A 19,311-nucleotide genomic window follows, 5' to 3' on the forward strand; every position below is an offset into this window, starting at 1 on the left:
TCGCTCGTGGAAAACACGGTTGCGATGTCGAAAGGCGCTCAGCCACGGTGGACCCCGTGCCGAAGCCACCGTCACCGATCCGGCCCGCGCTGTCACGCTTGGCGCACCCCGTCACGACGCTGAAGTCCTCGCGGCGCGTCCGCGCGCTGCGTCTGCTGGTCTCTGTCAGCCCGGCGCTGATGGCCACCGTCGTCGCGTTCGTCGTGGCCGAGGCCGTCCTGCCGAACCTGACGCTGGTCGCGATGGGCCGGGCCACCGGCCGCATCCCGGCCGCGGCCCGGGACGGGCTGGGCTCGCGCGCGGGCCACTCGCTGCTCGTGGCGCTGGCCGTCGCAGGGGTCTGTTATGGCTTGTCGCTGCTGCGCGGCCCGGCGCAGGACGCGCTGTCCTCGGTCGTCAGGGCGCGCATGGTGGTCGCGTTGCAGCGCCGGCTGGTGACGGCGGTCAGCGCGCCGGCGGGCATCGCGCACCTGGAGGACGCCGAGACGCTCGACCGGCTGGCCAACGCGCAGGGGCAGCTGATGAACGCCGCGCCCGCCGACGCGCCGATGACCATCGCCTCGCAGCTGGGCGGGTGGCTGTCGGGCACGGTGGCCTGCGTGGTGCTGTGCACGTTCCGGTGGTGGCTGGGGCTGGCGCTGTTCGCGGCGTGGATCGCGGTGCGCCGTCCGGTCGGGCAGCTGGTGCGGACCCGGGTCAGCAGCTTCCGTGCCGCCGGCGAGCCGCTGCGCCGGGCCTGGTACCTGTTCGCGGTGGCGACCCGGCCGGGCCCGGCCAAGGAGGCGCGGGTCTTCGGCCTGGGCGGCTGGCTCGCCGCGGAGCACCGGTCGCACTACGTCAGGGGCCTGACCCCGACCTGGGACGAGATGCGCCGCCAGGGCCGCCGGGTGGCGACGGTCGCGATCGGGGTGTTCGCGGTGTTCGCCCTCGGCGCCGGCGCCCTGGGCTGGAGCGCCTACCACCGCGAGATCGGCCTGGGCACGCTGGCCGTCATGCTCACGATGCTTCCGTCGTCGATGTCGGTGGGCACGGTCTCGCTGACGGACTTCCAGCTGGAGATGATGCTCACCGCGGTGCCCGACCTGGACGCGCTGACCGACGCGCTGGTCCCGTCCGCCGAAACGGCAGGCGGCACGGTCGACCCCTGCGGCATGCCGGCGCGCGACGTGGTCTTCGAGAACGTCGGCTTCCGCTATCCCGGCGGTGATGCGGACGTCTTCAGCGGCCTGAATCTGACGCTGCGCGCCGGCGAATCCACCGCCCTGGTCGGGGTCAACGGCGCGGGCAAGACGACACTGGTCACCCTGCTGGCGCGGCTGCGCGACCCGGGGCGCGGCCGGATCCTGGTGGACGGCGTCCCGGTGGAGGACCTGCGCGTCCGCGACTGGCAGAAGCAGATCGCCGTCGTCTACCAGGACTACACGCGCTACCCGCTCACCGCCGAGGAGAACGTCACCCTGAACCTGCTCGACGGCCCGGTCGACGAACAGGCGCTGCGCCAGGCCGCCGACCGCGCGGGCGCGACAGACCTGGTCGAAGGCCTGCCGAACGGCTGGCGCACTATTTTGTCGCCGCAGTACGAAGGCGGCACGGACCTGTCCGGCGGCCAGTGGCAGCGCATCGCCCTGGCGCGCGCCTTGTACGCGATCGCCCGCGGCGCGACGGTCCTGATCATGGACGAGCCGACGGCGCAGCTCGACGTCCGCGCCGAGGCGGCGTTCTACGACCGGTTCCTGGAGATCACGCAGGGCGTGACGAGCATCGTGATCTCGCACCGGTTCTCCACGGTCCGGCGCGCGAACCGCATCGCGGTGTTGGACGGCGGACGGATCACCGAGCTGGGAAGCCACACCGAGCTTGTGGCGCTCGCGGGCACCTACGCGGACCTGTTCGCCACGCAGGCGGCGGCGTTCACCGGCGGAGGGAAGAAGCGATGAGCGGCACGGTCCCGGCGGCGGTTTCCACACCCTCCGAACCCTCCGATCCCAAGCCCGAACAAGAAGAAGCAGAACCCGCCCCCGCCCGCACCTTCGAACCCGCCCGGCGCCGTCTCCGCCGCCGCCTGTTCGGCGTCCTGGTCGGCTCCGGCTTCCGCGCGGCGCCGGGCATGATGATCGCCGCGACGCTCATGAGCCTGCTGGGTACCGCGGCGTCGGTCAGCTTCCCCATCGGCTACCGCGTCATCGTCGATGCCGCGCTGCGCCACGATGCCGGCCGCGTCGTCGTCGGGGTCTGCGTCGTGGCGGTGCTCTTCAGCGCCGGATGGGTGTTGCAGAACCTCGCGGTGGCGCAGAGTTCGCCGTTGACCGACACCGTGAACGCCTACCACGGCGAGCGGATCGCCACGCTGCTCAACGACATCCCGGGGCTGGAACACTACGAGGATCCGGAAGTACTGCGGGAGGTCGAGCAGCTGCGGGACGGCCGGCGCGGGCTGGCCGCCGCGCCGCGGCAGATCACCGGGATGGTGTCCAACGCGATCCGGGTCGGGACCGTCGCCGCGCTGCTGGCCACCGTCTACTTGCCGGTGCTGTTGGTACCGCTGGCGGCGGTCGCGCCCGCGCTGGCCAGCAGGCGGGCTTCGAAGATCGCCAAGCGGAACGAGACCGAGCTGGCCGACGACCGGCGGCTGCTCGGCGACCTGTTCGTCATCACCACCTCCGCCGACACCGCGAAGGAGCTGCGCACCTACGGTGTCACCGACGAGGTGGCCGAGCGGCACCACCGGCTCGGCGACGCGGTGCGCAAGTCCTCGGTCGGCGCGGCGCTGCGCGGGGCGGCGTGGGAGGCCGCAGGCTGGCTGTTCTACGCCGCGTTCTTCATCGCCGCGATCGTCGTGCTGGTCCTGCGCGCCACCCATGGTCAGGTGTCGCCGGGGCAGATCGTCATGGTCGTCAGCCTGCTGCGGCGGGTGCAGACCCAGCTGTCCTCGGCCTCGGACACCGCCGGCAGCCTGGCGACCTCCATCCGCAACGCCAAACGCCTGCTGTGGCTGCAGGACTACGCCCAGACCCAGATCCCGACCGGCACCGTCGAGGCGCCGCGGACCCTGGCCGAGGGCATCCGCCTGGAGGGGACCGCCTTCGCCTACCCCGGCTCGGCCAAGCAGGTCCTGCACGACCTGCTGCTGGACCTGCCGGCCGGCTCCACGGTCGCGCTGGTCGGCGAGAACGGCGCCGGCAAGACCACCCTGGTCAAGCTGCTCACCGGCATGTACGCGCCGAGCGCGGGCCGGGTCCTGATCGACGGCACCGACCTGGCCGACCTGGACCTGGCCTCCTGGCGCGGCCGGGTCACGGCCACCTTCCAGGACTTCGTCCGCTTCCAGACCCCGGCCCGCCAGGCCGTGGGCCTGGGCGACCTGCCCCGGATCGACGACGGGGCGGCGCTGGCCGCGGCCGTGGAACGCGCCCAGGCCGCCCCGGTCGTGGCGCAGCTCCCCGACGGCCTGGACACCCAGCTGGGCCGCACCTTCCCCGGCGGGCGCGAGCTGTCCGGCGGCCAGTGGCAGCGGATCGCGCTGGCCCGCGGCCAGATGCGCAAGCAGCCGCTGCTGACCGTGCTGGACGAGCCCACCGCCGCGCTGGACGCGGTGACCGAGGCCGCCGTCTTCGACCGCCACGTCCGCATCGCCGCCGAACGCCGCGAGCAGGGCGCGATCACGCTGTTCGTCTCGCACCGGTTCTCCACGGTGCGCGCCGCGGATCTGATCGTGGTGCTGGACGGCGGCCACGTCGTCGAGACCGGAAGCCACGACGAACTCATGGCCGCCGACGGGCACTACGCGCAGCTGTATTCGTTGCAGGCACGTGGTTATCTCGACGGTATGTAGCTCGGGGAGGAGTTCCTAGAGCAACACCTGGCTAGAGCAAAACCTGGTTCGAGCAACGCCTGGCTAGAGCACCACGACCCGTTTGCCCAGCGTGTGCCCCCGCAGGAAGTCGACGCATGCCTGCGGCCCCTCGTCCAGGCGGTACCGGCGGGCGATCGTGGCCCGCAGTTCACCGCGTGCCCCGGCCTGTCCGACGTCGCGCATCGAGGCCAGTTCACCGTCCATGTCGAGGATGTTGCGCAGCTCGACGTCGTCGCGCCCGATCATCTCCGGGGTGCTGACCGGGAACGTGATCGTCACCAGCCTGCCACCGGGACGCAGCGCCGCGGCCACCCCGGACAAGCGGTCGCCCGACAGGGCCACGTTGATCGCGACGTCCACGTCACCGACCGGATAGCCGGCCTGCTCATACCCGATGACCTGCGTCGCACCGAGCCCGCGCACCACATCGGCATCCGCGTCGGTCGCGGTCACGATCACCTGCGCCTGCGCAGCGGCGAGCACCGGAAGCAGAGCGGTCCCCACTCCCCCGGTGGCCCCGATCACCAGCACCCGCTCCCCCGGCTGGACGTCTGCGGCACGGGCCGCGGCCAGCGCGGCCTGGCCGGCGGTGGCGAGCGCCGCGGCGTCCGGGGCGGCCAGGCCCGCGGGGCGGTGTGCGATCAGCGGGGTGTCCGCCTCGACGACGGTGTACTCGGCCATCGCGCCGGTCCCCACCGAGGGACGCGTCCCGGCCATGGCGCGCAGCACCCGGGGTACCGCTGTTCCGAACACCTCGTCTCCGACCGCGTAGGCGCTGACTCCCTCCCCGATCTCGGTCACCGTCCCGGCGAAGTCGACGCCGGGGATGTAAGGGAACTGTGCCTGGATGACGGTGCGGAAGTCCCCTCCGGGCAGGCGCACGTCGGCCGGGTTGACGGAGGCGGCGGCGATCCGCACCCGCATCTGTCCGGGCCCGGGTCGCGGTACGGGCACTTCGGCGACCGCGTACTGCTCCGGCGGGCCGTAGTCGGCGGCGACGACGGCTTTCATCGAATCCTGCTGGTTGTCCACTGCCCCTCCAAAAACGGACCGGGCGGTCATCTTCCGCCCGGCAGGAGGCTAGCGATAAGCGGACCGGGCGGTCAACTTGTTAGGCTGCGGCCGTGGACACCCCTGCGACGAGCCCGAGCCGCCCGCTGCGCGCCGACGCGGCCCGCAACCGCGCGCTGCTGCTCGCCGCGGCCGCCGACGAGTTCGCCGAGCACGGCCTGGAGGCCTCGGTCGCGGACATCGCGCGCCGCGCCGGCATCGGCAAGGGCACGGTGTTCCGGCACTTCCCGACCAAGGACGACCTCATCGCCGCGATCGTCCTGGACCGGGTCGAGAACCTGCGCGCGATCGGCGAGCGCCTGCTGGCCGCCGAGGATCCGGGCGCGGCGCTGCTGGAGTTCCTGATCGCGGCCGGCCATCAGCGGCAGCAGCGCGACCTGTCGTTCCTGATGGGCGCCGGGGAGCTGAAACCCGAGGTGCAGCAAGCCCAGGCGGCGCTGTTCCAAGCCATGGAGGACCTGGTCGCCCGGGCCCGGGAGCACGGTGCGGTCCGGGCCGACGTCACCGGCACCGACGTGTTCCTGCTGATGTGCGCGCCGAACTACGTCAGCGGCTATGTCCCGGACGCGTCGCCGGATCTGTGGCGGCGCTATTTGGCGATCATCTTCGACGGGCTGCGGCCGGAGGGCGCCCACGCGCTGCCGCAGCCCGCTCCCACGTTGTGAATCAGAGGCCGGAGACAGGCCTCATGCCGCTCATACCGCTCACACTGCTCACACCGCTCATACTGCCACCGGGGCCTTGATCGCCGGGTGCGGGTCGTATCCGAGCACTGCGAAGTCCTCGTAGGTGTAGTCGAACAGCGAGTCCGCCGGCTTCAGCTCCAGCGTCGGGAACGGCCGCGCCTCGCGGGTGAGCAGCAGCCGGGCCTGCTCGACGTGGTTGTCGTAGACGTGGATGTCGCCGCCGGTCCACACCAGGTCGCCGACCTTCAGGCCGGTCTGCGCCGCGATCATGTGCGTCAGCAGCGCGTAGGAGGCGATGTTGAACGGCACACCCAGGAACATGTCCGCGCTTCGCTGGTAGAGCTGGCAGGACAGTTCGCCGTCGGCCACGTAGAACTGGAAGAAGGCGTGGCACGGCGGCAGCGCCATGTTCTCCAGTTCCGCGACGTTCCAGGCGGACACGATGATCCGGCGCGAGTCCGGGTTGGCGCGCAGGAGGCGCAGCACCTCGGCGATCTGGTCGATGTGCCGGCCGTCGGGCGTGGGCCAGGAGCGCCACTGCACGCCGTACACCGGGCCGAGGTCCCCGTCCTCGGCGGCCCACTCGTCCCAGATCGAGACGCCGTGCTCCTGAAGCCAGCGCACGTTGCCCTCGCCGCGCAGGAACCACAGCAGCTCGTAGGCGACCGACTTGAAGTGGACCTTCTTCGTGGTGATGAGCGGGAAGCCGTCCTGCAGGCGGTAGCGGAGCTGATGTCCGAACAGCGACCGCGTCCCGACGCCGGTCCGGTCGGCTTTGGCCGTCCCCGAGGTCAGGACGCGGTGCAACAGATCTTCGTACTGGGTGTCGGGCATGATGGCACGGTATCGCCTCAGTGGGCCCGGACCTCACACGACAGGGCCGCGGGCCGGTTCCGGTTCGACACGGTCCGCGCGCGGCTACGCGCGGCGAGCCGCCCAGGCCGTGCGCGCACCGCGCACCACCAGATCACCGCGCCGCAGCACGAACTCCTCGTCGGCGGGATCCAGCAGGCGGTCCAGGGCGGCGAGGTCGGCGGCCGACAGGTGCTCGGCCAGGCGGTCGCGCATGCCGCTCATGACGCGGTGTGCGTAGCGGCCGGCGGCCGGCGGGGCCGGACGCACGTCGATGGCGAAGACGCGCTCCTCGGCGACGGTGAACCCGGCGCGCTCCAGGTGGCCGGTCCAGTCCGGCCAGGCGTTCCAGCCGTTGCGGGCCCCGGCCGCGCGGCAGCGTTCTTCCAGACCCGGGTGGACGTCCTCGGGCAGGAAGCGCGGCATGGCGTCCATCTCGACGACCACCAGCAGGCCGCCGGGGTTCAGGGCGGTGTGCAGGTCGGCCAGGACCCGGTCGGGGTCGGCGAGGTGGTGCAGCGAGGAGGAGGCCCAGGCCAGGTCGGCGGTGCCGATCGGGGGCCAGCCGGCGTCCAGGTCGGCCCGGACGGTGCGCAGGCGGCCGGTCAGGCCGCGCGCGGCGGCCGCGGCCTGGAGGCGGTCGAGCATGACCGGCGACTGGTCGATCGCGATCACCTCGGCCGCCTCGAAGCGGCTTGCCAGGGCCCAGGTGCCGGTTCCGGTGCCCGCGCCGACGTCGAGGATGGTGCGGGGCGCCACGGTGGTGTGGGCGCGGGCCCAGGCGGTCAGCTCTTCGAGGTAGGAGCCGACCACTTCGGCGTCGAGGTCGAGGATGTCGGCCACGGAGGAGTCGGAAGCGTGGTCCGCGTGGCCCGCGTGGCCCGCGTGGCCCGCGTGGCCCGCGTGGTGATGCGCGTGCTGGTGATCCATACCGCCAGCGTAGGCGCGGCCTGCGCCAGAGGCATACCATCTTGCCTATGGCGCAAGAATCGGACACCGACACCACCACGGGCACCGGCGCCCGCACTGGCACTGGCACTGGCACTGGCACTGTCACTGGCACCGAGACCGACACCGACGCCCTGGTCCGCCGACGCATCCGCGGCCTGCGCCTGGCCCGGGGCTGGACCCTGGACTCGCTGGCCGCCCGCTGCGACCTGAGCCCGTCCAACCTCAGCCGCATCGAGACCGGCGGGCGCCGCCTCGCCCTGGACCAGCTGGTGCCGATCGCCCGCGCCCTTGGCACGACGCTGGACCAGCTGGTCGAGCCCGGCGACGAGGCCGGCGTGGTGATCCGCCCCGAGCCGGTGCACACCCCCGGCATGACCAGCTGGCTGCTGTCCAACGAGCGCTCCCCGAACGGCGCCACCGTCGCCAAGCTGCGCATCACCGCCGAGCGTCCCACCGGCCCGGAGCAGCTGCGGGTCCATCCCGGGCGGGACTGGTTCACCGTCCTGTCCGGCACCGCCGAGCTCCACCTGGGCGAGCGCGTCATCCTGATCCACGAAGGGCACGCCGCAGAGTTCAACACCATGACCCCGCACCTGATCGCCGCGCACGGACCCGCCGTGGAGATCCTGACGATCCTGGACCACGACGGCGAGCGCGCTCACCGGCACGACGCGCAGGGACGGTGAGCGCGCGGGGACGGTGAGTCCCCGACGTCAGTCCGCGGCCGCTCCGAACCAGCGGGACATCTGCTCGTCAAGGCCCTGCTGGTCGTCGCCGATCCAGGCGACATGTCCGTCCGGACGCGACAACACGGCCGGAACGTCAACCGCCGCGACGGAATCGGCGATGAGGTCGACCCGGTCGGACCAGCCGCCGGCCGTCAGCTTCCCGGTGCGGTCCAGAAGCAGCCCGCGGCCTCGGTGCATCCGGTCGTAGAGCCGGCCGCCGTCCAGATCGGTGTCGGGCATGCGGCGGCCGACCGCGTCCCGGCTCTCGCCGAAGTCGTAGCGGACCGAGACGGCCGTGATCTCCTCGACGAGGAACCGGTTCACCTCGTCGAAGTCCATCAGCCGGGTGAGCAGCCCGCGCACGGCCCGCGGACCGGCTCCGGGAGACGACAGCTCCATCTGGGCACGGGTGTTGTCCAGCACGTCCTCGGCGACCGGACGGCGCTCGGCCTCGTAGGTGTCCAGCAGTCCCTCCGGCGCCCAGCCGTGGATCCGCGCGGCCAGCTTCCAGCCGAGGTTGAAGGCGTCCTGGACACCGAGGTTGAGGCCCTGCCCGCCGGTCGGCGGATGGATGTGCGCCGCGTCGCCGGCCAGCAGCACCCGCCCCACGCTGTAGTGCTCGGCCAGCCGCGTGGCATCGCCGAAGCGGGACAGCCAGCGCGGGGAGTGCACGCCGAAGTCGGTTCCGGCGACCTCGCGCAGCCGCCGCTGGAAGTCCTCGAAAGTGGGTGCCTCGGCGCGGTCGGTGACGTCCGCGGTCGGGACCACGACGCTGTGGATCCCCTCGCCGAACGGCCTGATGCTGAACCGCGGATTGGCCTTCCGGACCTCGGCCACCGTGGCGGCGACCTCCTCCGGCGCCATGCCCACTTCCATCTCGCCCATCAGCGTCTCGGTGCGCGCCGGCTCGCCGGGGAAGCCGACGCCGAGCAGTGTGCGCACCGTGCTGCGCGCGCCGTCGCAGCCGACGAGGTAGCGCGCACGCAGCCGCTCCCCGTCGGCCAGCTCGACGCTCACGCCTTGCTCGTCCTGCTCGAAGCCTGTCACCTCGCAGCCGTGCCGGACCTGCGCGCCGAGGTCGAGGGCATGCTGTTCGAGCAGCCGGTCGATGTCCTTGCGCCGCAGGCCGAGGATGTACGCGTACGCGGAGTCCGGGTTCTCCGGTGCGGGCGCGGAGATGCCGGCGAAGACGCCGCTGATCGGGCGTCGCCGTCCGCTCTCCAGGAAGCGGTCGAGCAGCCCGCGCATCGCCAGCAGCTCCAGGCTGCGGGTGTGCAGGCTGAGCACCTGGAACCGCGACACGGGCTCGGGTTCCTTCTCCAGGACGAGGACGTCCACGGCGTGCAGCCGCAGCTCGGCGGCCAGCATCGCGCCGGCCGGACCGCATCCGGCAATGATCACATCGGCCATGAGCCACCTGTCTGTCGGGTTCTTCGGCGGTCGATGTATATCGCGATCAGCAGGCCGGCGCGCCTCATTAAGCGCCGGCAGTCATCAAGCGCCGGCGGTCAGTGAGCACTGCCGGTCAATACGCGCCGCCGGACTGGTCGCGGTTCACCATCTGCGACACCGCCCCGGCGACCGCGTCGATCGCGTCGCGCACCCCGGGGGCCAGCCCGTCCTCGTCGGTGATGCGGGCCAGCCGGCGCCGGGCTGAGCGGCCGCGCAGTCCCGGGTACAGGTACTCGTCCAGGCCGCAGGCGTGCACGATGCTGCCGAGGGCGCGGTCGCCGTTGGAGGCGACGTTCTCGATCCGGGTGTGCACGTACGCGCTGCGCTCCATATCCACCAGCACCAGCCGGGTACGCGTCCGGCCGCCGTCCCCCCGACGCTCGACCCGGATCACCCCCCGGTCGGCCAGCAGCCCCACGTACTGGTGCAGCACCGCCGGCTCGGTGGGGCGCTCCGCGAACCATGCATGCAGCCGGGGCGCGGAGCCCTCGGCGTGCAGCGTGGCCAGCGCGCGGTCCACCAGCGGGTGGCCGATCGGCCGCGGGTCGGCGACCGTGATCCGGCCGTCGGCCACCGCGACGCGGCGGGCCAGGCTCAGATCCAGCGCCTCGGCGCCGCGCAGCGCCGTTCCCATGTGCTCGGCGGCTTGCACGCGTCCGTCGCGCGGGTTGATCGCGAGTAGGAGTAGATCGTCCCCGATTGTCACAGGGCCGAGCATAAGGGCGCTTACTCTGAGTGTGGAAGACACCCTCAACTGCGAACCCTTACATCAGAGTTCTAACGAAGCAGGTCCGCATCCCGCATCCGGGGCCCTACCCGTCGTCATGCGGGCTGAACCTGAGCTTCACGGTCTGCAACAGCGCGCAGTAGCCGAGCAGGATCACCGGCAGGAGCCCGAAGTACAGGACCGGCAGCGCGGTCATCCCCATGCCGCGGACCGCCATGCTGAACGGCAGCGCCAGGCCCACGGCCATCGCCGCGCCGGTGGCCAGCAGCACCGGCCGGGCCGCGCGCGAGGACAGGAACGGGACTCTGCGGGTCCTGATGATGTGGACCGCCAACAGCTGGGACAGTAAGCCCTCGACGAACCATCCGGTCTGGAACAGCGGCACCCGTCCGTCCCCGGCCCCCAGCACCCACCAGAGCACGCCCCAGGTCGCCAGGTCGAACAGCGAGCTGAGGGGACCCGCGAGCAGCACGAAGCGTCGCAGGGCCCTGCTGTTCCAGCGGCGCGGCCCGGCGGTCTGCTCCGGCTCGACGCAGTCCCAGGGCAGCGCGAGCTGGGACAGGTCGTAGAGCAGGTTCTGGACCAGCAGCTGGATCGGGGCCATCGGCAGGAAGGGCAGGAACGCCGCGGCGGCCGTCACCGACAGGACGTTGCCGAAGTTCGAGCTGGTCGCGGCCCGGATGTACTTCTGGGAGTTGGCGAAGGTGCGCCGGCCCTCCTCCACGCCGGCGGCCAGGACGGTGAGGTCCTTGTCCAGCAAGATGACGTCGGCGGTCTCCCGGGCCAGGTCGGTGGCGTCGGGGGCGGTGAGGCCGACGTCGGCGGCGTGCAGGGCCGGGGCGTCGTTGACACCGTCGCCGAGGTAGCCGACGGTGCGGCCGGCGCGGCGCAGGGCCTGGACGATGCGGGCCTTGGCCAGCGGGTCGGTCTTGGCGAAGACGGTGGTGCGGTCGGCCAGGACAGCCAGGGCGGTGTCGTCGAGGGCGGACAGGGTGCGGCCGTCGACGACCTCGCCGGGGTCGATGCCGACGTCGCGGCAGACCCGGGCCGCGGCCGAGGGCTCGTCGCCGGTGATCACCTTGACCGCGACGCCCCGCGCGGCCAGCTCGGCCAGCGCCGCGACGGCGGAGTCCTTCGCCGGGTCGGTGAAGCCGAGGAAGCCGACGAGGGTGAGGTCGGACTCGTCGGCGTGGGTGTAGGCGTGGGTGTAGGCGTGGGTGTAGGCGTGGGTGTAGGGGTGGGTGTAGGCGTGGGGGCGGCCGGCGGGGCGGGTGATCGCCGGGATGGTGCGGATCGCCACGGCCAGCAGCCGCAAGCCCTCGGCGCGGTCGGCGGCGGCGACCTCGTCGATGCCGGCGCGCAGGCCCGGATCCAGCGGGACGGCCAGGCCGCCGTCGAGCACCGAGGTGCAGCACTGGAGGACCTCCTCGACGGAGCCCTTGGTGATCAGGACGTGGTCGGGTTCGAAACCGCCGTCCGGCGCCGCGACGATCACGCTCATCCGGCGGCGGCTGAAGTCGAAGGGGATCTCGTCGACCTTCTCCCAGGCCGGATCGGCCAGCCCGAGCGCGTCGGCGTGCGCCACGACGGCCTCGTCCAGGGGATTGCGCCAGCCGGCCTGCAGGAGGCTGTTGACCGCGCCGTAGTCGAGCACGGTCTCGTCGGGGCGGCCCCAGGCGTCGGTGTGGCGCGCGAGGACAGGCGCGCCCTCCGTGAGGGTGCCGGTCTTGTCGACGCAGAGCACGTCCATCGCCCCGAGGTCCTGGATCGCCGGCAGCCGCTTGACGATCACCCGCCGCCGCGCCATCGTGACCGCGCCGCGCGCCAGCGTGGTGGTGACGACGACCGGCAGCATCTCGGGCGTGATGCCGACCGCGACCGCGACGGAGAACAGGAAGGCCCGGTGCCAGCTGCCGGTGGCCAGCCCGCTGACCGCGAAGACCAGCGGCGCGAGCACGAGCATGAAACGCAGCAGCATCCAGCTGACCGCGGAGACGCCCCGGTCGAAGGCGGTGGCCGGCCGCCGTCCGCCGTCGAGCTCGCGGCCCAGGCCCGCCAGGTAGGTGCGGGCGCCGGTGGCGATGACGACCGCGGTGGCGGTGCCGGACAGGACGTGGGTGCCGGCGAGGCAGAGGGCGGGGTGGTCGCAGGGGTGGGGGGTGGTGACGGGGGCGGCAGTAGCGCTGGCGGTGGCGGCGCCGGCGGTAGCGGTTTGCGGCGGCCGGCTGGAGCCACGCTGCCCGGGAAAGGGCAGCACCACGTGCCCGGCGGTCGGTCCGGCGCAGGCGACATCGCCCTGCTCGTCCTGCCCGCCCTGCACGCCCCGCCCGCCCTTCCGCGGCCGCGGCGGCAGCCCGAAAACCTGCGCGCCGCCCGTGCCGACCGTCCCCGACAGCTCGGCGTGCTTCCCGACCGGCATCGACTCCCCGGACAGCAGGCTCTGGTCCAGGAAAAGGTCCTTGGCGCGCAGCAGCCTCAGGTCCGCCGGTATAAGGTCCCCGGCCGCCAGCCGCACCACGTCGCCGACCACGAGCTGGTCGACGGGCAGTTCGCGGGCCAGCGGCGCGCTGTCCTCGTCGGCGCGCCGGACCACGGTGGCGGTGGTCAGGACCAGCGCCCGCAGCGCCTCGACCGTGCGGTGCGAGCGCCGTTCCTGCCAGAAGCGCATCAGGGCGGCGATCGCGATCATGCCGGTGATGGCCAGGACGCCGCCGAGGTCCGCGCTGATCGCAAGGACCACGTCCAGGACCGTCAGGACCAGCAGGAACGGGGCCCGGAACGCGGTGGTCAGGCCGCGGCCGGGCGGTCCGTCGCGGCGGCGGGCGATCTCGTTGCCGCCGTCGCGGGCCAGGCGGGCGGCCGCCTCGGCCTCGGTCAGGCCGCGCAGTCCGCTGTCCAGGCCGCGCAGCACCTGCAGCACGGGCTGCTCGCCGCGCGCGGCCAGCGCGGCGGTGCGGTCCGTCAGCAGGGTCATGGCGGTTCGTTTCCGACTCGTGCAGCGGCGAACCGCTCGATGGCTAGGCCGTCTGGGCGGGCCTTCCGGTCGCGGAGGCCCGGCCGTCGGCCATCTCGGCGTGGTGGTCCAGCATCTGCCGGACGATCGCGACCACGTGCGGGTCGTCGACCACATAGACCTGGCGGCGGCCCTCGCGGCGGGCGCTGACCAGGCCGGCCAGCTTCAGCTTGGCCAGGTGCTGGCTCACCGCGGCGACGTTGCTGCCGGTGGCCTCGGCCAGCGCCGTCACGTCCTGCTCCGCCCGGGCCAGCAGCCACACGATGTGCAGCCGCGTGGTGGCCGCCAGCATGCCGAAGGTGGCGGCCGCGTCCTGGAGGAGGCGTGGGCTGGGGGCCCCGTCGTCGGGGACGGCGTCGTCCTCGGTGCGGGACTCTTGTCTGCGGCGCATGTCACCTCCTCGCATCTCGTCCGGGTCGTGGCCCGGGGCTTTCCCTGCTTGGGTTTCTCGATCCATTGTGCCCGACCGTGGGAAGTCCGCTCAAACGTTTGCGCAACCACTCGATCACACAGAGCTTCCGAAAACCGGCCCCGGATCGGCGCGTACTCCGGTCCCGAGCGGCTATCGGCATATCAGGCCACCGACGAACAGGACGCTGATGCCCGCCGCTTCGCCCCCGACGGCTTACGGGCATCCGGCCCTCGGCGCCGTAATATACATCGTGATCATCGTGGCGCTAGTCGGCTGCACGGCGGTCGCCGCGCGCCGCGGCCGCGGCCGCAGCCGGGGCCGGAACCGACGCCGCCCGCCGCGCCGGTGAGCCGCCCGCCGCCGGCCCGCGTCGCCTACCATCACGGAAGCATGGACACCTTCGCTGACGTACCCACCACCACCCTGGCCGACGTGCTCAGCCGCGACAACGTCATGGACACCGGTATCCGGGCGCTGACCGTGACGAGCGGGGCGAACGGCTCCAACGGCGCAGCCGCGCGCCTGGCCGGCCCGGCGTTCACCGTCCGCTGCCCGCCCGGGGACAACCTCATGGTCCACGCGGCCATCTACCGCGCCGACCCCGGCTCGGTCATCGTCGTGGACACCGGCGGCGACCTGGACTACGCGGTGGCCGGCGGCAACGTGATGGCGGTGGCGCAGCGCCGGGGCATCGCCGGCTTCGTGATCGACGGCGTGATCCGCGACCTGGCCGAGGCGCGGGAGGCCGGTTTCCCGGTGTTCGCGCGCGGCGTGATCCCGATCCCCGGCGCCAAGGCCGTCGTCAAGCCGCACAACGTGACGGTGCACTGCGGGGGCGTGAACGTGCACGCCGGCGACATCGTGGTCGCCGACGAGGAGGGCATCGTGGTGGTGCCCGCGGCCCGGCGCGACGAGGTGTTCGCGGCGGCGCGGGCGAAGCTGGCCAAGGACCAGGCCGAGACGCTGGACGAGTGGGAGGCCGCGCACCGGGCGCGGATCGACAAGCTGCTCGCCGATGGTGGATTCGAGGGCTGATACCGGTGTTCCGGAACTCGGATCGTGTTCCGGAACTCGGATCGTGTTCCGGAACTCGGATCGTCTTCCGGAACCCAGATCCCATGGGGCCTGTTATCGCCGCGGTGTCCCCGGCGGATCGCTGAAAGTGCTCACCGTCCCGAACGATTCCACCACCAGCCGCAGCATCGCCAGCACACCGGCACCGTCGCCCCGCCGCGCCGGGGCCTCCAACGCCGCCGACGGAATCGCCCGCCCCGCGTGCACCACCAGCGCCTCGGCGGCCCAGGACCAGCGCTCCCCGGCGGCGTGCGCGTCAGCCCACTGCGCCGCCTCCGGGGCGAGCTCGAAGTGCCAACCGTGGGTGCGTTCCCGGAACTCGCGCTCGGCGCTCTGCCGGCCGTGTGCGCTCTGGGCGTAGAAGTCCCGCAGCTTCTCGGCGTCCATGGCCCGATGGTATGCCGCCGCCCGTTCGCCCTCGCCGGAGTGCCGAGGGCGGGCCGCCGTCTTACGGTCGAGAAGTGGATCTCCCGGTCATGCCGCCGGTGCGGCCTATGCTGGCGACGGCCGTGCGCGAGGTGCCCCGCTCGCCGGGGCTGGCCTACGAGCCGAAGTGGGACGGGTTCCGGTGCGTCGTGTTCCGCGACGGCCCCGAGGTGGAGCTGGGCTCGCGCAACGACCGGCCGCTGACCAGGTACTTCCCTGAGCTCGTCGAGCTGCTGGCGCGGGCTCTGCCCGAGCGCTGCGTGGTGGACGGGGAGATCGTCGTGGTCACCGGTGACGGCCTGGACTTCGACACGCTCCAGAACCGCCTGCACCCGGCCGCCTCGCGGGTGCGCAAGCTGGCGGCCGAGACGCCGGCCAGCTTCGTCGCCTTCGACCTGCTCGCGCTCGGGGACCGGGACCTGAGCGGCGAGCCGTTCCGCGAGCGCCGCCGGGCCCTGGCCGGTGCGCTGCCGGCGGGGGACGGCCGGGTGATCCTGACTCCGCTGACCGAGGACGCGGACGTCGCGCAGGACTGGTTCACCCGCTTCGAGGGCGCGGGCTTCGACGGGGTCATGGCCAAGCCCCTGGACCTGCCGTACGAGCAGAACAAGCGCGTCATGCTCAAGGTGAAGCACGAGCGCACCGCCGACTGCGTGGTGGCGGGCTTCCGCTGGCACAAGGACGGCGAGGGCGTCGGCTCGCTGCTGCTCGGCCTGTTCGACGACGAGGGCGTCCTGCACCACGTCGGCGTGGCCAGCAGCTTCACCGCGGCGCGGCGCCGGGAGCTGGTCGGGGAGCTGGCGCCGCTGCGGGAGGACGCCCTGGACAACCACCCCTGGCGCGGCTGGGCCGAGGCAGAGGCCCAGGAGCGCTCCGACGGCCACCGCATGCCCGGGGCCCGCAGCCGCTGGTCCGCCGACAAGGACCTGGCCTGGGAGCCGCTGCGGCCGGAACTGGTCGCCGAGGTCAGGTACGAGCACCTGCTGTCCGGCCGGTTCCGGCACGGCGGCCGCCTGGTCCGCTTCCGGCCGGACCGGACGCCGGAGTCGTGTACGTACGCGCAGCTGGAGCAGGTGGCGCCGGCCGAGCTGGCGAAAGTGTTCGGCCCGGCGGCGGAGGGCGGCACAGGGGGTGGCGCGAACGGCGGCGCGAAGGGCGGCGGCGCATGACCGAGGACACCATCCTCGACATCGACGACACCGAGGTCGCCGTGTCCCACCCGGACAAGCTGTACTTCAGCAAGCGCGGCGAGACCAAGATGGACCTCGTCCAGTACTACCTCGCCGTTTCCGGGCCTATCATGAACACCCTGAAGGACCGCCCGCTGCTGATGGAGCGCTACCCGAACGGCGCGGGCGGCAAGTCGTGGTTCCAGAAGCGGGTGCCGAAGACGGCGCCGCCGTGGCTGACCACCATGGAGGTCTCCACGCCCAACGGCACCACCAGCGACGCGCTGGTCGCGGCGAACATGGCGCACATCGTGTGGGGCGTGAACCTGGGCTGCCTGGGCTTCCACGTCTGGCCGATCCGCGCCTCGGACCCGGAGGTGACCGACGAGCTGCGCATCGACCTGGACCCCTCCCCCGGCGTCGGCTACCCCGAGGTCCGGCACGCCGCGGTGCTCACCCGGCAGCTGCTGGCCGAGCTCGGCATCGAGGCGTACGTGAAGACCTCCGGATCGCGGGGGCTGCACATCTACGTCAGCCTCCAGCACCGCTGGGACGGCTACGAGGTCCGCGCGGCCGCGGTCGCGCTGGCCCGGGAGATGGAACGCCGGTATCCGGAACAGATCACCGCGCAGTGGTGGAAGGAGGAACGGGGTGCCCGGGTGTTCGTGGACTTCAACCAGAACGCGCCGCACAAGACGGTGTTCGGCGCGTGGTGCGTACGGCCGCGGGTGGGCGCGCAGGTGTCGACGCCGATCTTCTGGGACGAGCTGATGACTGTCGTCCCCGACGAGCTGACCATCGCCACGGTGCCGGACCGGGTCGCCGAGCGCGGCGACCCCTGGGCCGAGTACAACGAGCGGCCGCAGTCGCTGGAGCCGCTGCTGGAGATGTCGCGGCGGGACATGGCGAACGGACTGATGGACGCGCCCTGGCCGCCGGTCTATCCGAAGATGCCGAACGAGCCGCCGCGGGTGGCGCCGAGCCGGGCCAAGCATCCGGATCCGGATGCGGATCCGGGCGCGGATGCGGATGCGGACCCAGATCCGGAAAAGGACCCGGCCGACGCTTCATGACGGCGGGATTTGAGTGTCCGCAACGGTTTCAGCGCCTAGTTCTACCTCCGGTTCAAGCATTGGTCCGACCTCCGGATCGAGTCCTGGTTCCGTCTCCGTCTCCGTCTCCGGGTCCGGCTCCGGGTCCGGCTCCGGGTCCGGCTCCGGGTCCGGCTCCGGGTCCGGCTCCGGGAACTCCACCCGCACCCCCAGCAGCCGCACCGGCCGGTCGAGCTCCAGCAGCGCGAACACCTCCAGCGCCGCGCGCTCGATCTCCTCGGCGTCGGCCGTGGGCTCCGGCAGGGTGATGCTGCGCGTCCTGGTGACGAACGGCGCGTACCTGATCTTCAGCCCGACCCGCGCCGCCGGCCGGGCCTCGTCGGCGACGTCCCGGGCCACGTGCCGGGCCAGCAGCCGCACCTGGGCGGCCAGCTCGGCCGGGTCCTCGATGTCCTGCTGGAAGGTGACCTCGCGGCTGCGGCCCTTGGCGACGTGCGGGGTGCCGGTCACCTCGGTGTCGCCGGCGCCCTGGGCCAGCAGCCAGAAGTAGGGGCCCATCTTCGGGCCGAAGTGGTCGGCGAGCCTCGCGCGGTCGGCCCGGGCCAGTTCGGCGACGGTGTGCAGGCCCAGTGCGGCGAGCTTCTTGCCGGTGCGCGAGCCGATGCCCCACAGCGCCTCGGTGGGGCGCGCGCCCATCACCGCGGCCCAGTTCTCCCGGGTGAGCCGGTGGACGCCGGCCGGTTTGGCGAACCCGGTGGCGGTCTTGGCCCGCAGCTTGTTGTCGCCGATGCCCACCGAGCAGGACAGGCCGGTCTCGCCGAGCACGGCTTCGCGGATGTCGGCGGCCAGCGCCTCGGGGTCGTCGGTGCGCGCGCCGAGGAAGGCCTCGTCCCAGCCCATCACCTCGACCACGACCGGGAACTCGCGCAGGGTGGCCATCACGCGCTCGGAGACCTTCTCGTACGCGGTCCGGTCGGCGGGCAGGAAGACGCAGTCGGGGCACTTCTTCGCGGCGGTGCGCATCGGCATGCCGGAGTGGACGCCGTACTCGCGCGCCTCGTAGGAGGCGGTCGCCACCACGCCGCGGCGGGTCGGGTCGCCGTGGCCGCCGACCACGACCGGCTTGCCGCGCAGCTCGGGCCGCCGGGCGACTTCGACCGCGGCGATGAACTGGTCGAGGTCGACGTGCAGCACCCAGTCGGTGGTGGACACGGGTCCCAGTATGGCCGGTCAACAGCCGATATGCCCTGCCGGCTACAGCTCTCCGGGGTGGTCCAGATCGAAGCGCAGCCGCGCCACGGCCACGGCGTCCTTGTGCCGCCGCGACCAGTCGGCCAGCTCGGCGACCGCCTGTGCGAAGCTCTCCCCCATCGGGGTGAGGCGGTAGTCGGTCTGCGGCGGGATCGTGGGGTAGACCGTGCGCTCGACCATGCCGTCGCGGATCAGGCGCTTGGCGGTGACGGTCAGCATGCGCTGGGAGATGCCGGGGATCGCGGCCTTCAGCGCGCCGAAACGGCGCACCCCCTTGGCCAGTTCCGCGATCACCAGGACCGACCAGCGGTCGCCGAGGCGGTCCTGGACGTCGCGGATGCCGCAGTCGTCGTCGCCGCAGGGGCCGTGCTCGTCGGTCTGTGTCGCGGGCAGTGCCCAGCTGTTCACGTCCGTCACGGTTTCCAGGACGCCGAGGCGCGCGGGGCTATTCCGAGATGTGACCCGGGTCACATCCGGCTCGGCCGGCGAGCGCCGGACCCGCGGGGTTACCGCGGTGTGCCCGGGTGATCCGAAAGTGCCTTCTTCTGCACGCCGGCGCGCCTGGCGGAGCCTGGGTGTCGTCCGCTTCGGACC

General features: G+C 72.6%; 17 protein-coding genes. 7 read left to right on the forward strand and 10 right to left on the reverse strand.

From position 1 onward, the window contains the following. The first annotated feature begins 56 nt into the window (after positions 1 to 56). Positions 57 to 1,937: an ABC transporter ATP-binding protein gene (locus tag ABH926_RS04110; RefSeq protein WP_370363942.1), complete on the forward strand. Its 1,881-nt coding sequence runs from the start codon at positions 57 to 59 to the stop codon at positions 1,935 to 1,937. After that, positions 1,934 to 3,832, forward strand: a complete 1,899-nt coding sequence (locus tag ABH926_RS04115; RefSeq protein WP_370363944.1) for an ABC transporter ATP-binding protein — start codon at positions 1,934 to 1,936, stop codon at positions 3,830 to 3,832. The genes ABH926_RS04110 and ABH926_RS04115 overlap by 4 nt, the downstream gene beginning before the upstream one ends. Before the next feature lie 63 nt (positions 3,833 to 3,895). On the opposite strand, the gene ABH926_RS04120 is transcribed toward ABH926_RS04115, so the two are convergent. Next, positions 3,896 to 4,885, reverse strand: coding sequence for an NADP-dependent oxidoreductase (locus tag ABH926_RS04120; protein WP_370363945.1), 990 nt, complete (start codon positions 4,883 to 4,885; stop codon positions 3,896 to 3,898). Between the two features lie 92 nt (positions 4,886 to 4,977). Between ABH926_RS04120 and ABH926_RS04125 the strand changes: the two genes are divergently transcribed. Beyond that, complete coding sequence (locus ABH926_RS04125) at positions 4,978 to 5,589, forward strand: TetR/AcrR family transcriptional regulator (RefSeq protein ID WP_370363947.1); 612 nt, start codon at positions 4,978 to 4,980, stop codon at positions 5,587 to 5,589. Between the two features lie 57 nt (positions 5,590 to 5,646). Here ABH926_RS04125 and ABH926_RS04130 read toward each other — a convergent pair whose 3' ends face one another. Both ABH926_RS04130 and ABH926_RS04135 read right to left on the reverse strand, forming a co-directional pair. Further along, on the reverse strand, positions 5,647 to 6,444 hold the full coding sequence (locus ABH926_RS04130) for a thymidylate synthase (protein ID WP_370363948.1): 798 nt from the start codon (positions 6,442 to 6,444) through the stop codon (positions 5,647 to 5,649). 84 nt (positions 6,445 to 6,528) lie between these two features. Then, entirely contained in the window at positions 6,529 to 7,392 is an 864-nt protein-coding gene (locus ABH926_RS04135; protein WP_370363949.1) for a trans-aconitate 2-methyltransferase, read from the reverse strand. 47 nt (positions 7,393 to 7,439) lie between these two features. Here ABH926_RS04135 and ABH926_RS04140 point away from each other — a divergent pair, with 47 nt between their 5' ends. Further along, positions 7,440 to 8,099, forward strand: a complete 660-nt coding sequence (locus ABH926_RS04140; protein WP_370363950.1) for a helix-turn-helix domain-containing protein — start codon at positions 7,440 to 7,442, stop codon at positions 8,097 to 8,099. Positions 8,100 to 8,126: 27 nt separating this feature from the next. Here the strand turns inward: ABH926_RS04140 and ABH926_RS04145 are convergent, their stop codons facing one another. The 4 genes from ABH926_RS04145 to ABH926_RS04160 form a co-directional block, all read right to left on the reverse strand. Further along, positions 8,127 to 9,551: an FAD-dependent monooxygenase gene (locus ABH926_RS04145; RefSeq protein ID WP_370363951.1), complete on the reverse strand. Its 1,425-nt coding sequence runs from the start codon at positions 9,549 to 9,551 to the stop codon at positions 8,127 to 8,129. Between the two features lie 115 nt (positions 9,552 to 9,666). Beyond that, entirely contained in the window at positions 9,667 to 10,299 is a 633-nt protein-coding gene (locus tag ABH926_RS04150) for a GPP34 family phosphoprotein (RefSeq protein ID WP_370363953.1), read from the reverse strand. A gap of 106 nt (positions 10,300 to 10,405) precedes the next feature. Then, positions 10,406 to 13,294, reverse strand: a complete 2,889-nt coding sequence (gene mgtA / locus ABH926_RS04155) for a magnesium-translocating P-type ATPase (RefSeq protein WP_370363954.1) — start codon at positions 13,292 to 13,294, stop codon at positions 10,406 to 10,408. Positions 13,295 to 13,337: 43 nt separating this feature from the next. Further along, positions 13,338 to 13,724 carry an ArsR/SmtB family transcription factor gene (locus ABH926_RS04160; protein ID WP_370363955.1) on the reverse strand — a complete coding sequence of 129 codons (387 nt, stop codon included), beginning with the start codon at positions 13,722 to 13,724 and terminating at the stop codon, positions 13,338 to 13,340. 411 nt (positions 13,725 to 14,135) lie between these two features. Between ABH926_RS04160 and ABH926_RS04165 the strand changes: the two genes are divergently transcribed. Beyond that, complete coding sequence (locus ABH926_RS04165) at positions 14,136 to 14,780, forward strand: RraA family protein (RefSeq protein WP_370363956.1); 645 nt, start codon at positions 14,136 to 14,138, stop codon at positions 14,778 to 14,780. 93 nt (positions 14,781 to 14,873) lie between these two features. On the opposite strand, the gene ABH926_RS04170 is transcribed toward ABH926_RS04165, so the two are convergent. Beyond that, positions 14,874 to 15,206: a hypothetical protein gene (locus ABH926_RS04170; protein WP_370363957.1), complete on the reverse strand. Its 333-nt coding sequence runs from the start codon at positions 15,204 to 15,206 to the stop codon at positions 14,874 to 14,876. A 74-nt stretch (positions 15,207 to 15,280) separates the two neighbouring features. Here ABH926_RS04170 and ABH926_RS04175 point away from each other — a divergent pair, with 74 nt between their 5' ends. Further along, complete coding sequence (locus ABH926_RS04175; RefSeq protein ID WP_370363958.1) at positions 15,281 to 16,414, forward strand: ATP-dependent DNA ligase; 1,134 nt, start codon at positions 15,281 to 15,283, stop codon at positions 16,412 to 16,414. Beyond that, complete coding sequence (ligD, locus tag ABH926_RS04180) at positions 16,411 to 17,487, forward strand: non-homologous end-joining DNA ligase (protein WP_370363960.1); 1,077 nt, start codon at positions 16,411 to 16,413, stop codon at positions 17,485 to 17,487. Before ABH926_RS04175 ends, ligD begins: the two co-directional genes overlap by 4 nt. Here ligD and ABH926_RS04185 read toward each other — a convergent pair. Beyond that, positions 17,482 to 18,678, reverse strand: coding sequence for a DNA polymerase IV (locus ABH926_RS04185; protein ID WP_370363961.1), 1,197 nt, complete (start codon positions 18,676 to 18,678; stop codon positions 17,482 to 17,484). The two genes, ligD and ABH926_RS04185, sit on opposite strands and share 6 nt — an antisense overlap. Before the next feature lie 42 nt (positions 18,679 to 18,720). Then, complete coding sequence (locus ABH926_RS04190) at positions 18,721 to 19,134, reverse strand: winged helix-turn-helix transcriptional regulator (protein ID WP_370363963.1); 414 nt, start codon at positions 19,132 to 19,134, stop codon at positions 18,721 to 18,723. Positions 19,135 to 19,311: the final 177 nt, after the last annotated feature.

This window comes from Catenulispora sp. GP43, assembly GCF_041260665.1.
In the GTDB taxonomy this organism is placed as follows: domain Bacteria; phylum Actinomycetota; class Actinomycetes; order Streptomycetales; family Catenulisporaceae; genus Catenulispora.